Origin of the sequence: Burkholderia sp. KBS0801, from assembly GCF_005937855.2 — a bacterium.
Taxonomy (GTDB): Bacteria; Pseudomonadota; Gammaproteobacteria; order Burkholderiales; family Burkholderiaceae; genus Burkholderia; species Burkholderia ambifaria.
On sequence record NZ_CP042178.1, the window covers coordinates 777092 to 790562 of the forward strand.

The 13471-nt window shown below is 64.7% G+C and carries 14 protein-coding genes and 1 pseudogene; 12 read left to right on the plus strand and 3 right to left on the minus strand.

Going from position 1 to position 13471, the window contains the following annotated elements; genetic code table 11:
* Positions 1–392: 392 nt before the first annotated feature.
* From FFI87_RS20330 to FFI87_RS20380, 11 genes are all read left to right on the plus strand, one after another.
* Positions 393–1073: a hypothetical protein gene (locus tag FFI87_RS20330; RefSeq protein ID WP_138849340.1), complete on the plus strand. Its 681-nt coding sequence runs from the start codon at positions 393–395 to the stop codon at positions 1071–1073.
* A complete protein-coding gene (locus FFI87_RS20335) occupies positions 1024–1602 on the plus strand; it encodes an Lrp/AsnC family transcriptional regulator (protein ID WP_261378620.1) in 579 nt (192 codons plus the stop codon). Before FFI87_RS20330 ends, FFI87_RS20335 begins: the two co-directional genes overlap by 50 nt.
* A 150-nt stretch (positions 1603–1752) precedes the next feature.
* A complete protein-coding gene (locus FFI87_RS20340; protein ID WP_138849339.1) occupies positions 1753–2832 on the plus strand; it encodes a homoserine dehydrogenase in 1080 nt (359 codons plus the stop codon).
* Positions 2829–4259 carry an aldehyde dehydrogenase family protein gene (locus tag FFI87_RS20345; protein ID WP_138849338.1) on the plus strand — a complete coding sequence of 477 codons (1431 nt, stop codon included), beginning with the start codon at positions 2829–2831 and terminating at the stop codon, positions 4257–4259. Before FFI87_RS20340 ends, FFI87_RS20345 begins: the two co-directional genes overlap by 4 nt.
* Positions 4260–4339: 80 nt before the next feature.
* The gene (locus FFI87_RS20350; RefSeq protein WP_138849337.1) at positions 4340–5137 is read left to right on the plus strand and encodes an ABC transporter ATP-binding protein; all 798 of its coding nucleotides are present in this window, start codon (positions 4340–4342) and stop codon (positions 5135–5137) included.
* Positions 5138–5169: 32 nt separating this feature from the next.
* The gene (locus FFI87_RS20355) at positions 5170–5949 is read left to right on the plus strand and encodes a transporter substrate-binding domain-containing protein (protein ID WP_124902588.1); all 780 of its coding nucleotides are present in this window, start codon (positions 5170–5172) and stop codon (positions 5947–5949) included.
* Between the two features lie 72 nt (positions 5950–6021).
* A complete protein-coding gene (locus FFI87_RS20360; RefSeq protein WP_138849336.1) occupies positions 6022–6699 on the plus strand; it encodes an ABC transporter permease in 678 nt (225 codons plus the stop codon).
* A 13-nt stretch (positions 6700–6712) separates the two neighbouring features.
* The gene (locus FFI87_RS20365) at positions 6713–7408 is read left to right on the plus strand and encodes an ABC transporter permease (RefSeq protein WP_138849335.1); all 696 of its coding nucleotides are present in this window, start codon (positions 6713–6715) and stop codon (positions 7406–7408) included.
* 44 nt (positions 7409–7452) lie between these two features.
* A complete protein-coding gene (locus FFI87_RS20370) occupies positions 7453–8622 on the plus strand; it encodes a trans-sulfuration enzyme family protein (protein WP_138849334.1) in 1170 nt (389 codons plus the stop codon).
* Between the two features lie 104 nt (positions 8623–8726).
* The gene (locus tag FFI87_RS20375) at positions 8727–9656 is read left to right on the plus strand and encodes a homocysteine S-methyltransferase family protein (RefSeq protein ID WP_138849333.1); all 930 of its coding nucleotides are present in this window, start codon (positions 8727–8729) and stop codon (positions 9654–9656) included.
* A complete protein-coding gene (locus FFI87_RS20380) occupies positions 9653–10090 on the plus strand; it encodes an Lrp/AsnC family transcriptional regulator (protein ID WP_138849332.1) in 438 nt (145 codons plus the stop codon). Before FFI87_RS20375 ends, FFI87_RS20380 begins: the two co-directional genes overlap by 4 nt.
* Positions 10091–10230: 140 nt before the next feature.
* On the opposite strand, the pseudogene FFI87_RS34900 reads toward FFI87_RS20380, so the two are convergent.
* Positions 10231–10371: pseudogene (locus FFI87_RS34900) on the minus strand (fumarylacetoacetate hydrolase); the annotation flags it as partial.
* Between the two features lie 75 nt (positions 10372–10446).
* Entirely contained in the window at positions 10447–10860 is a 414-nt protein-coding gene (locus FFI87_RS20390) for a winged helix-turn-helix transcriptional regulator (RefSeq protein WP_138849331.1), read from the minus strand.
* Positions 10861–10953: 93 nt separating this feature from the next.
* On the opposite strand from FFI87_RS20390, the gene FFI87_RS20395 reads away from it, so the two are divergent.
* On the plus strand, positions 10954–11907 hold the full coding sequence (locus tag FFI87_RS20395) for an aromatic alcohol reductase (protein WP_012366570.1): 954 nt from the start codon (positions 10954–10956) through the stop codon (positions 11905–11907).
* Between the two features lie 561 nt (positions 11908–12468).
* On the opposite strand, the gene FFI87_RS20400 is transcribed toward FFI87_RS20395, so the two are convergent.
* Positions 12469–13395 (minus strand): LysR family transcriptional regulator, encoded by a 927-nt coding sequence (locus tag FFI87_RS20400; protein ID WP_138849330.1) that lies wholly within the window; start codon positions 13393–13395, stop codon positions 12469–12471.
* Positions 13396–13471 lie beyond the last annotated feature (76 nt).

Sequence of the window (13471 nt, forward strand, 5' to 3'; positions counted from 1 at the left end):
AAGCGGCGCGTTCCCTTCATGATTGCGGGCTGCCTCGGCGACCCGATGCTCAGGCAATCACCGTACTCGTTGGGATGGCTTCATGGTTTGAGTCACCCGTGGCCGATAGCAGATTCGTCGCACGCCATCGGGCGGCCGCCGAGCGTGTTGGCCTGCGCCCCGGATGTCGTCATCTTCCAGCCCGTACCCGCCACCGGAGCTGGCGAAACCGGGTTGGATGCCAAACAGCCGGCTGCACGGCTTTTTTGACGCTTTTCATCGAAATTTACGGATGTTGAGATTTTTTCGGTCGCATCACCGAGATATTATTTTCTCAGACCCGAACATCTCAGCCAATCCACGAAGTGCGCCAGCATCCCTACGACGCGGCCCCTCAAGCACGAGAGAGTTGTATGCCGGACACGCCAATCGTCATTGTTGAACACGCCCGCCGGCGAACCGCTCAAGTCCGGGCCGGCGACGTTCCGGCCGCCTTGCAGGATGGTCCCAAGTGGGTGTGCAGGATCGTCCCGGAGCACGCGCAGCAGTCCCGCGAAGGGCGCAGGTCCGCTGCAAGCGCGGCTGAAGTGCTCGGCCGACTGAAGCCTGCGAACGTCGTGTTGACGGACCCTGTCCCGACCGCCGGCGGCTGGCTGGCGCGCGCTTCGACAGACGGGGCCGGCCGATGTCGCGCCTATGCGCATCTCGGTGCGGACCGGATCCTCGAGATGGTCGGAATGCCGGGCGTCGGCCCGTGGCTCGACGAGCACGACACCTGGTGGCCCGGCGCGTACGAGTTGCCTCTGCTCGAACAGTTGTCCGCGAACGAGCCGCCTCTGCGCGACTTGCTCGGTGCGACTGCATCCGTCCATCTGATGATGAGCCTGACCGAAGTCGACGGCACCGCACTCGTGACCGAATCGGACGATGGCATCGAGCGTCCGTTCCGAATTCCTGCGGGTGTGGATACGATCCATTTCGCACCGGTACGTATCTGCGGGCCGGCGGCGCAGTGGCGCGAAACGCTCGTCACCGCGTTCGACCGTGTCCGGCATCTGGTCGGGCTCAGATCGGCCCGCCCTTTCTATCTTTGACGCAAGCACCCGTTCTCCGGCAGGCCACGCCATGACCGACGCACTCGACTCCTTCGACCGCAAGATCCTGAATATCGTCCAGCGCGATTGCACCGCAACTGCGGATGCCATTGCCGAACGAATCGGCCTGTCCACGTCGGCCGTGCAAAAGCGGCTGAAGCGCATGCGCACCGAAAAGATCATTTCGGCGGAAATCGCGGTGGTCGATCGCGCGGCGGTCGGCAGGCCGATGACGTTCATCGCGGCAATCGAGATCGAACGCGAAAACTACGAGACGGTCGCCCGGTTCCGCGAGTGGTCGAAGGCGCATGACGAAATCCAGCAGATCTACTACGTTACCGGCTCCGTCGACCTGATCGCGATCATCACCGCGCACGACGTCGAGGCGTACGACCGGCTGTCCGCGCGGATCATGCAGAGCAATCCGATGATCCGCCGGATCAACACGAATGTCGTGCTGAGCGCGGTCAAGGTCGGGCTGTTCGTGCCGGTCGACAAGGACGGCGACGACGAACCGCCGGCCACCTGACGTACTTGTTTCGCGCGGGACGGGCGATCCGTCCGTCCCGCACGACAAACCGCAACGGATGATGACTTGAATCGGGCGAAACGCCTAATTTGAAAATCGATTCGCATAACTAACCTGTGTCGTGTCGTCAATGAACAGGAGAAGATCACGATGGAACTCAAACTGGCACTGGTCGGTTTCGGCGGAGTCAATCAGGGACTGGTCGATTTGCTCAAAAAGAAGCGTGCGATGCTGGGTGCGGCGGGACTGGACGTATCGGTGACGATGGTCGCCGACCTGCGGCTCGGGATCGCGACGAATCCTCGCGGTATCGCGCTGGACGTCCTCGACGAAACCGCTCGGCGGGGCGTCGATGCCGAAGCGCTGCGTCGCGATCCCGGCACGCTGGTGTCGCCGGACGTCGGCCTTGGCGCCGTGCTGAAGGCCATCGCGTCGGAACACGTGGATGTCGTCATCGAGGCGACCTTCACCGATCCGAACACCGGTGAGCCCGCGCTGTCGCATTGCCGTACCGCGCTCGAATGCTGCAAGCACGTGATCACGACCAACAAGGGGCCGATCGCGCTCGCGCAGCCGGCACTGGCGCGGATCGCCGCGCAATCGGGTGCTTGTGTGATGTACGAGGGCACGGTGATGAGCGGCACGCCGGTGCTGCGGCAACTCGCGACCTCGCTGCGCGGCTGCGACATCCACGGCTTCGCCGGCATCCTGAACGGCACGTCGAATTACGTGCTCGGTGAGGTCGAAGCCGGCGCGAGCTTCGATGCGGCGATCCGGGATGCGCAGCAGCGCGGCTATGCGGAGGCGAACCCGGCGGCCGACGTCAACGGTTCGGACGTACAGCTGAAGGTCGTCATTCTGGCGAACGCACTGTGGAATGCCGGCCTCAAGCGTGGCGACGTGACGTGTCGCGGCATCGTGGAACTGACGGAGCACGACGTGCGCGCAGCGGCGGCGGAGCGCACGTCCTGGCGGTTGATCGGATCCGCCATCCGCCATCCGGACGGCACCGTTACCGCGAGCGTCGAACCGCGCAAGCTGCCGGCCGGCCATCCGCTGCTTGCCGCGAGCGGCGTGACGAATGCGATCACGTTCGACACCGACGTGCTCGGCGGCGTGACGATCAGCGGGCCGGGTGCCGGCCGCGAGGAAACGGCGTTCGCGATCCTCTCCGACCTGATCGAACTGGCGGACAGGATTGGCGCAGCCTCGCACGAGGTGGCGGCATGAGCGCGCGCGATGCGGTGATGAGCGACTGCACGGCAGCCGGCGTAGCCGATGTTCGGTCGCCGTATGACGGCTCGATCGTCGGCCAGGTTCGTCTGTCGCGAGCCGATGCGGCGCCGGTCCTCGTCGAGCGCGCGCTCGACGGCGCGCGCGCGGCCGCAACCATGCCGCGCAGCCAGCGGGCCGACATCCTGTTTCGCGCAGCCGTGAGCGTCGAGGCACAAGCGGAGACGTTCGCACGCACGATCGCGCTCGAAGCGGGCAAGCCGCTGCGGCAGGCCCGCAAGGAAGTCGCGCGCTGCGTGAACACGCTGCGCCTGTCGGGCGAGGAAGCGAAACGACTCAACGGCGAGACGATCCCGTTCGACGGGTATCCCGGCTCGGAGGATCGCAGCGGCTACTACACGCTGGAGCCGCTGGGCGTGATTCTCGCGATCACGCCCTTCAACGACCCGTTGAACCTCGTCGCACACAAGCTCGGGCCGGCGATCGCGACCGGCAATGCGGTCATCCTGAAGCCCTCGTTGCTCGCACCGCTGTCCGCACAGGCGCTCGTCGAGGTTCTGTGGGATGCCGGTGCGCCGCGCGCCGCGCTGCAGATCGTGCACGGCGGCGCGGATATCGCGTCCGCTCTGGTGCGCGACCGGCGGATCCGGATGGTGACCTTTACCGGTGGCCCGCAGACCGGCGAGGCTATCACGCGCGATGCGGGGCTCAAGAAGATCGCGATGGACCTGGGCGGAAATGCGCCGGTGATCGTCATGGCCGACTGCGACCTGAAGGATGCCGCCGAATCGTGCGTGTCGGGCGCGTTCTGGGCGGCGGGACAGAACTGCATCGGCACGCAGCGGATCTTCGTCGCCGAGGCCGCGTACGAGCCGTTCGTGCGGTATTTCGTGGAACTGACCGGCAGGATGGTCGTCGGCGATCCGCTGGACGATGCGACCGACATGGGGCCGATGATCGGCGAGGAGCAGGCGATGCGCATCGCGCGCTGGGTCGACGAAGCGGTCGCGGGCGGTGCGACGGTGCTGACCGGCCATCGGCGGCGCGGGGCGCTGTATGAACCGACGGTGCTCGCGGATGTGCCGCACGACGCGCGTGTATGGACCGACGAGGTATTCGCGCCGGTCGTGACCATCGAGAAATTCACCGACCTGCAGCAGGCGCTCGACGCGGCCAACGCGTCGGAGAGCTGCCTGCATGCAGGCGTGTTCACCAACCGCCTGGAGGTGGCGCTCGGCGCGGCCGAGCGCCTGCAGGCGGGCGGCGTGATGATCAACGATTCGTCCGATTACCGCTTCGACGGCATGCCGTTCGGCGGATTCAAGCATGGGTCGCTGGGTCGCGAAGGCGTTCGATTCGCGATGACGGAAATGACGCAGCCGAAGGTGGTCTGCTTCAGGCGCAACCGGCGGCTGTCGAGCTGATGCGCAAGCGCGGGCCCCTCGCGGGCCGGCGCGGCGCGAACCGGAGCGGTGTGAGCAACGTATCGAAGAAGGAGTCGAGGATGCCAGCAGCAATTCCTGCATGCAAACCGGCGGCGGACGCGCTGGTGGTCGAGGATATTCACAAGTCGTTCGGCGGTGTCGAGGTGCTGAAGGGCATCTCGCTGACCGCGAAGAATCATGAGGTCGTGTCGATCCTCGGCAGCAGCGGGTCGGGAAAAAGTACGTTCCTCAGGTGCATCAACTTGCTGGAAATGCCCGACCGTGGCCGGATCTGCGTGAATGGCGAAACGCTCGCGCTGAAACGGGCAGGCCGCGACGGCGTGCTCGTCGCGGCCGACGCGCGGCAGGTGATGCGCGTGCGCCGCAAGCTCGCGATGGTGTTCCAGCAGTTCAACCTCTGGGCGCACATGACCGTGCTGCAGAACGTGATGTTCGTTCCGGTGCGCGTGCTCGGCGTGCCGAAGCGCGACGCCCGCGACAAGGCGATCGCGATGCTCGAACGGGTCGGGCTCGCCGGCAAGTGCGAACACTATCCGAACCAGCTGTCGGGCGGCCAGCAGCAGCGCGTCGCGATTGCACGAGCGCTCGCGACCGACCCCGACGTGATGCTGTTCGACGAGCCGACATCGGCGCTCGATCCGGAGCTCGTCGGCGAAGTATTGAAGGTGATGCGCTCGCTGGCGGACGAGGGGCGCACGATGCTCGTCGTCACGCACGAGATGGGATTTGCGCGCGAAGTCGCGAACCGCGTCGTGTTCGTCCACCAGGGACGAATCGAGGAAGACGGCAGTCCAGACGAGGTGTTCGCGAGCCAGAAATCGCCGCGTTTCCAGAAGTTTCTGTCCAGCATCATCTGATGCGGATTCAATGTCAACCGGAGGGGGAAATCATGAAAAAGCTGCTTCAGTCGCTGTGCGTGGGCGCGGCATTGCTCGGTTCGGTCGCGCATGCCGAGCAGGTCGTGCGGGTCGGCACGCTCGCCGATTACGCGCCGTTCGAATACAAGGATGCATCCGGCAAGCTGCAGGGCATGGAGATCGACATCGGCAAGAAGATGTGCGACACGATGAAGGTCAAGTGCCAGTGGGTGACGATGGATTTCGACGCGCTGATTCCGGCACTCAAGGCGAAGCAGATCGATGCGGTGCTCGCGCAAATGTCGAAGACGCCGGAGCGTGAGCAGTCGGTGGACTTCACGCGCATTTTCACGACGGCGCCCGTGCAGCTCGTCGCGAAGCAGGGCTCGGGCATCACGGACAACGCCGCCACGCTGCGCGGCAAGACGATCGGCGTTCAGACGGCATCGACGCACGAATCCTATCTGCGCCGCCGCCTGCCGGCGAGCAAGTCGGGAATCAACGTGAAGGTCTATCAGACGCTCGACGAAGCCTGGCTCGATCTCGAGGCCGGACGCGTCGATGCGGTGTTTGCCGACAACACGGTTGCGTACGACTGGTTGACGAAGGCCGGCAGGAAGGAGGGCTTCGACTTCGTCGGCAAGCCGATCGCCGATGCGGAGATCTTCGGCGACGGCACCGCGATCGCGGTACGCAAGGGCGACGCGCCGTTGAAGGCGCTGTTCGACAAGGGCATCGCGCAGGTGCAGGCGGACGGCACGTTCGCCGCGGCCAACAAGCGCTATTTCCCGTTCAGCATCGCGCCGCAATAACCGCGCATCGGCACCGCGCGGGCGCCGGACGGCGGCCTGCGCGATCCGCGTCTTACACGGAGCGATATGACGATGGACATCTTGATGAACTACGGCGCGCAGATCGCGGCTGGCGCGCTCGTCACGCTGGAGCTTGCGGTCGCCGCGCTGTGCGTCGGCATGCTGCTCGGCATCGCCGGTGCGTCGGCAAAACTGTCGAGCCTGGGGTGGCTCAGGCATGCGACCTATGCGCTGACCAATTTCCTGCGCGGCATTCCCGAGTTCCTGATCCTGTTGATCTGCTACTTCGGGCTGTCGCATCTGCTCAACGCGCAATTCGATGGCGCCATTGTCATCAGTCCGTTCTCCGCCGGCGTGATCGCGCTCGCCGTGGTGTTCGGCGCCTACTCGTCGGAGATGTTCCGCGGCGCGTTCATCGCGGTGCCGGCCGGACAGATCGAGGCCGCGCGCGCGTACGGGATGACACGCCTGCAGACACTGTGGTACGTGCGGCTGCCGCAGGCGTGGCGCATCTGTCTGCCGAGCCTGAACAACATGTGGCAGAACCTGCTGAAGGACACGTCGCTGGTGTCGATCGTTGGGCTCGAGGACATGTTGCGCAAGGCCAACATCGCCGCGCAGTTCACCAAGCAGCCGTTCGTCTTTTACGTGACGGTCGGACTCGTCTATTTCGGCTTTCTCGCCGCATCCAACCCCGTGTTCGCGTGGCTCGAGCGCATCGCGGGCCGCGGTTACGCAAAACGCACCTGAAGAGGGCCATGTGATGAACGACTTTCTTTCCCTCATCGAGCAGTCCGGCCCGGACGTCGCGCGCGGCATATGGATCACGCTCGAGCTGCTGGTGCTGTCATGCACCCTTGCGTTCGCGCTCGCGGTGCCGCTGGCTGTCGCGCGCACGTCGGCGTGCCGGTGGTTGTCGATACCGAGCCGCCTGTTCATGTCGGTGTTTCGCGGCACGCCGCTGCTGGTGCAGATTTTCGTGCTGTATTACGGGCTCGCGCAGTTCTCGATCGTGCGTGCGTCGCCTCTGTGGCTGCTGGTCGGCGGATCGTTCTCGTGTGCATTGTGCGCGCTGACGCTCAATCTCGCGGCCTACATGGCGGAGGACATCCGTGGCGGGATCGCCGGCGTCCCCGTCGGCGAGAAGGAAGCCGCGCTCGCATTCGGGATGAGCCGCTTCATGCTCACCTGGTTCGTGATCGTGCCGCGCGCGATCGGCATCGTCGCACCGACGCTCGGCAACGAGATCGTGCTGCAGCTGAAGTCGACCGCGCTTGCCAGCACGATCACCGTGCTCGACCTGACCGGTGTCGCGCGACGCATCTCCATCGAAACCTATACGACCGACGCGCTGATGCTGGCCGGCATCGTGTACGTCGGTATCACGGCTGTGCTTTCGACCGCGCTCAAACGCGTCGAAGGTCTGCTGAATCGCCATCTGGGCAGCATGCGTGCCTGACGGGCGCCGCATGAACGCGACACAACGAACGATCCGAGGACGACATGGGATACAAGCTTGAAACGCTGGCGCTCGCCGCTGACCGCGACGTGACCGACGAGAAGTCGGTCGCGCCGGCGATCCACTATTCGGCGGTATTCAAGGCAGCCGGCAGCGAGGAATTCGCGGAGATGTCGAGCGTGCCGCAGCATCCGCGCAACTACACCCGCTACGGCAATCCGGTTCACGAGCGCGTGAAGGCGATCATGGCGGAGCTCGAGGGCACCGAGACCGCGCTCGTCACGGCATCCGGAATGGGTGCGATCGCAACCGCGATCCTCAGTGTCGTGAAGGCCGGCGATCACGTCGTCGGCCAGACGCGTCATTACATGAGCACCACGAAGCTACTCGACGACATGCTGCGCCGGTTCGGCGTCGAGGTGACGTTCGTCGACCAGACGGACGTGGCCGCGTTCGATCGCGCGATCCGGCCGAACACACGGCTGATCGTGCTCGAGTCGCCGGTCAATCCGCTGCTGCTCGTGACCGACATCGCCGCGGTGACCGAAATCGCAAGAGCCCGCGGCATCCTCACGCTTGCGGACAACACGTTCGCGTCACCGATCAATCAGCAACCGCACCGGCTCGGTGTCGACATCGTCGTACACAGCGCGACCAAGTATCTGGGCGGCCATCACGACCTGACTGGCGGCGTGATCTGCACGAGCCGCGTGCTCGCCGAGCAGATCTGGCATACGCACATCACGCTCGGGGCGGTGCTGTCGCCGATGGACGCGTGGCTGCTGCTGCGCGGGCTGCGCACGCTGCCGATGCGCGTCGAGCGGATCAACGCGAACGCTCAGGCGCTCGCCGAATTCCTCGAAGCGCACGAGAAGATCGAGCGCGTGTTCTATCCGGGCCTGCGCAGCCATCCGCAGCATGGGCTCGCATGCCGGCAGATGCGCGGTTTCGGCGGCGTGGTTGCGTTCGGTGTGCGGGGAAGCTACGGCGAAGCGCAGCGCTTTGTCGAGGCGCTGCGCTTGCCGCTGAATGCAGGCAATCTCGGCGGCGTCGATTCGCTCGCGATCCATACGGCATCCATGTGGGCGGGCACGATGTCGGCGGAGCAGATGCGCGCTGCCGACATCCCGCTCAATTTCATCCGCTATTCGGTTGGCATCGAGCACATCGACGACCTGAAAAGCGATATCGCGCAGGCATTGGAGCAGATCTGACACGGACCCGCGCGCACGTTCGATCGAAGCCCGACGCGCGTCGCGCCGACCTTTGAATCGATTCGCGCACGAGATGCGCGGATTGCAACGACGGAGCACGGACTATGCATGACATCACGGTACTCGACGGCGGCATGGGCCGCGAACTGGCGCGGATGGGCGCGCCGTTCAGACAGCCGGAATGGTCGGCGCTCGCGCTGATGGAAGCGCCGGATTACGTCGGCCTTGCGCACGACGCATTCATCGCGGCGGGCGCTGACGTGATCACCGCGAACAGCTATGCGGTCGTGCCGTTCCATATCGGCGAGGAGCGGTTTCGTCGCGACGGTGTCGCGCTCGCGGCACTTGCTGGGCAACTCGCGCGGCAAGCGGCGGACCGCGCAGGGCGGCCCGTGCGCGTCGCAGGATCGCTTCCACCGACCGGCGGTTCCTACCGACCCGACCTGTTCGACGCAGCGCGCGCGGATGCGATCCTGGCGACGCTCGTCGATGGGCTCGATCCATACGTCGACCTGTGGCTGGCCGAGACGCAGAGCCTGACGGACGAGATCGGCGCGGTCCGGCGTGCGCTCGATGCGAATCCGAAGCCGCTTTGGGTCTCGTTCACGCTGCGCGACGACGTCGACGCAGGCGCCACGCCGGTACTGCGATCGGGACAGACGCTCGACGAAGCGATCGACGCCGCCGTGTCCGCGCGCGCGACCGCGCTGCTGTTCAACTGCAGCCAGCCGGAAGTGATGGGTGCGGCGATCGAGACGGCGCAGCGCACGCTCGCGAGAGCGGGAACGTCGCTCGCGATCGGCGCCTATGCGAACGCGTTTCCGCCTCAGCGCGCCGATGCGCGCGCGAACGAGGAGCTCGACGGCCTGCGCGGCGACATCGATCCGCCCGGCTATGCAGGATGGGCAGAGCAGTGGCTTGCGCTGGGCGCGCGGATCGTCGGCGGGTGTTGCGGAATCGGCCCCAGCCACATCGCGGCATTGCGCGACGCGGTCGATGCGCGCGGCGCCGGGTACACCGGATTCGGACAATGAAGATCGACGGCCTGGACCAGAAGATAATCGACGCGTTGTGTGCCGATGCGCGGATTCCGCTCGCGGTATTGGCCGACAGGATCGGCCTGTCCAGGCAGGCGGTCCGGAACCGGATCGACCGGCTCGAAGCGCTGAACATCATTGCAGGTTATACGGTGCGGCTCGCAGTGCCCGACGATGTCGTGCCGGTGCGCGCCGTGATGCTCGTGTATCGCAAGGACCGGATGCGCGGCGCGGACGTGCTTGCCGCACTCGGGCGGATCGCCGAGGTGCGCGACTGCGCGGTCCTCAGCGGCGAGGTCGATTTGCTGGTGCAGATAGAGGCGGCCACGCATGAGCGCATCAGCGACATCTGGGCGACGATCAGCGCATTGGACGGCGTGCAGAACATGACGACCAGCTTCGTGCTTGACTCGGTCGTTCATAAGCGGTGACGGCCCGGCGCCGTGGATGAAGACTGACCGACGCCGCCTGCCATCAATACGGCGCGAGCCGATCACAACCGGGCATCGTGCACCGACGTTGCGGGGCAGCGAGCTTGCCGTCGACTCACTGCCCGTCGAGTCTCGCCGCTTCAGGCGCCGAGCAGGCCGCATGTGACCAGGTTGGCGTACAGGGCGCGCACGCCAAAGGTCCAGGGCGCAATTTCCGTGTAAAGCCGCACGGTATTGACGAGTGCGCCGAGCGTGGGCGTCGAGATGGCGACGCGGTCGCCATAAGCCGCTCACTCGGAGGCACCAATCCTTCTCCCCGTCAGGGAAGTAGGGAATGCAAATCAACAACCGGCAAGCTACGAGTTCGCGTGGCGGTGCTGGCTGTCGAAACTCCGCCTCGCTTCCCGGAAGCGGTCCGCATTCTCGACGATCCAGGTCCACAGCGGGACCATGCGAACGAGCAGGTCCATGCCCGTATCGGATAACTCGTATTCGACTCTAGGGGGCACTTCTTCGAAATCGTGACGGAGCACCAGGCCGTCACGTTCGAGTTGTCGTAACGTACGCGTCAACATGCGCTGAGTCACCCCGTGCATGCGCTTGCCAATTTCGGCATGACGCAGCCTGCCGTACACGCCGAGCGTGTGGACGACACCGAGCGACCAACGACTTCCGGCGTGTGCGAGCACCTCCCGCCGCAGCCCGTCATCATCATCTCGCAGGCCGTCGCACACGGTCTGCGAATATTGGAGAAGTTCGTCTCGATCCAACTATCTGGCTCCCAGTATCACGCATGTACCTTCTTTCATACACGTCCATGCCCCGCTAGACTGCGTGCAACACATTCCTCAGCAGGCTAGACGATGAACCAGACAGATCTTAACGCTACGTCTCAAAACATTCTCGTGCTCGGTGCCGGCGAACTCGGCCTCCCGGTGCTACGCAATCTTGCGCGTCGAGCGAAGGACATCGCAGGCGCGAAGATCAGCGTGCTGCTGCGCGCCAGCGCCGTCGAGTCCAGCGCCCCAGCCAAGCGGCATGATATCGCAGAGATTCGAGATCTCGGGATCGAGATCGTCGTAGGCGATCTCGTGAAGAGCTCCATCGATGAGCTCGCCGTCGTATTCGCGCGATATGACACGGTAATCGGTTGCGCGGGCTATGCAGCCGGAATCGACACGCCGATGAAGCTGGCGCGCGCTGCATTGCAGGCGCGCATCCCGCGGTACTTTCCATGGCAGTTCGGGGTCGATTTCGACGTGATCGGCCGCGGCAGTCCGCAGGACATCTTCGACGCACAGCTGGACGTGCGCGAGTTGCTGCGCAGTCAGCACGAGACCGAGTGGGTCATCATCTCGACCGGCATGTTCATGAGCTACCTGTTCGAGCCGGACTTCGGCGTCGTCGACCTGCAAAACGACGCCGTCCACGCGCTGGGCAGCCTCGACACCGCCGTGACGCTGACGACGCCCGATGATATCGGTGCGTTGACCGCCGCGATCGTGTTCGCGCAGCCCCGTATCCGGAACGAGATCGTGTATCTCGCCGGCGACACCGTGACTTACGCGGAGGTTGCCGACAAGCTGCAAGCGGGCCTCGGCCGACCGTTCAGCCGTTCGGTGTGGAGCGAGCAGTATTTGCTGGATGAGCTGGCGCGCGACCCGAACAATATGATGCGCAAGTATCGTGCGGCTTTTGCTCAAGGGCGAGGTGTCGCATGGGACAAGCGTGGGACGTTCAATCAACGCCACGCCATTCCGGTCACCGACGTGGCATCGTGGATCAATGCAAACCTTGTTTCGGGCCGCGGCAAGTAATCGTGAATCCAGCCATCCAGGCAAACCGTATCGAGGACCGTTCCCCCGAGCACAAAGCCGACCCCGGCCGATGGGTGCGGGCCTCTGTATTCCGTACTGACTTCAGCCGAATTCTGCTCGGCGAAGTCGGCGTGTGAAAGCAATGTGGCAACTGGCGGAAGTTGCTTGTCGCCGGTCGCTGACGGCGCTGAGGATTGGATGACAGGCTAGGGTCGTTGACCGTCGTTCGCGGCGCTGCGGAACCGCCATTCGCGGTCGTGTGCCAATTCTGATACCAGGATGGACGCGTCAGCGAGAAAGGCCTTGTTATTGTGATGGCACGATTGCCGGTTCAAGCTCGGGCCTCGAACAACGTGTGACCGCGACTACCGGTGCTGCAACGACGTCGCGCGGGAGTCGACACCGGTCTTGGCGGCACCGCGCTCGGCGACAACTTTAATGCGCGGCTCCCCAATCCTTGAATTCACGAGGTTTCGCGGCTCTCGGATGGCTGCGAACCGGCGAAGTGACATCTTTACTTCGCAAACGGTGACAACGTTCCTTTGGTCTACGTGAGCCGGCTCAGCGAGCGTCATGGCGCCCTTCGTCCATCTTCGCGACAGCCTCTTTCAGCAGCCCGCGCAACCAGGTGAGCCCGGGGTCGGAGGTCCGGTGCTTGTGCCATTGCATCGCCTGCTCCAACGTCGGGACCGGCACCGGTACCTCGCGCAGCACGATCGGCAGGCTGCGAGCGGCATCTTCGGCGAGCCGCCGGTGCATGGTGGCGATCCGGTTCGTGCCGACCAGCAGGTGGGCCGGCGACACGAAGCTGTATGTGCTCGCCTCGACGCGTCTCACAACGCCGAGCCGCTGCATGAACCAGTCTTCGAGCGCCGTCTGTGCGTCGCCGACCTGCACGACGACATGCCCGGCCGCCATGTAGCGCTCGTTCGTCATCTCGCCTTGCGAGAGGGGGCTATGGCTCCACATCACACAGCAGTAGGTTTCCTCGAGCAATACCTCGGCTGGATGCTCGGTCGAGCAATACTCCTTGGGGATGATCAGCAGATCCGCTTCACCGCGTTCCAGCACGCGGTGGGGATACGCGATTTGCGGGCGCAGCTCGAATCGGATGCCGGGTGCTGCCTTGTAAGCGAGCGCCAACAGGTGCGGCATGAGCGTCGTCATCGTGTAGTCCGAAACGAATAGACGGAACAGCCGGTTCGCGTGCTCCGGCACGAATTCGGGCTGAGCCGCCACCGTCGCGTCGATGCGCACAAGGATGTCGCGCACGGCGTCTTTGAGCGCCTCGGCGCGCGGCGTCGGCTCCATCTTGCGACCGACCTGCACGAGGAGTTCGTCGTTGAAGAATTCCCGCAGCCGCGAAAGCGCGTTGCTCATCGCCGACTGGCTCAGATGGATCTTTTCGGCCGCCCGGCTGATGTTCTGTTCGCTCAGGAGCGCGTCGAGCGCCACGAGCAAGTTGAGGTCGAGCTTGTTGAACCTCATGCGTGCTGTCTCCGTTTTCCTCTTCGCTACCGCGGGACTCGCCCTATGCAATATCAGGGTTTAACCTGAAAGTATT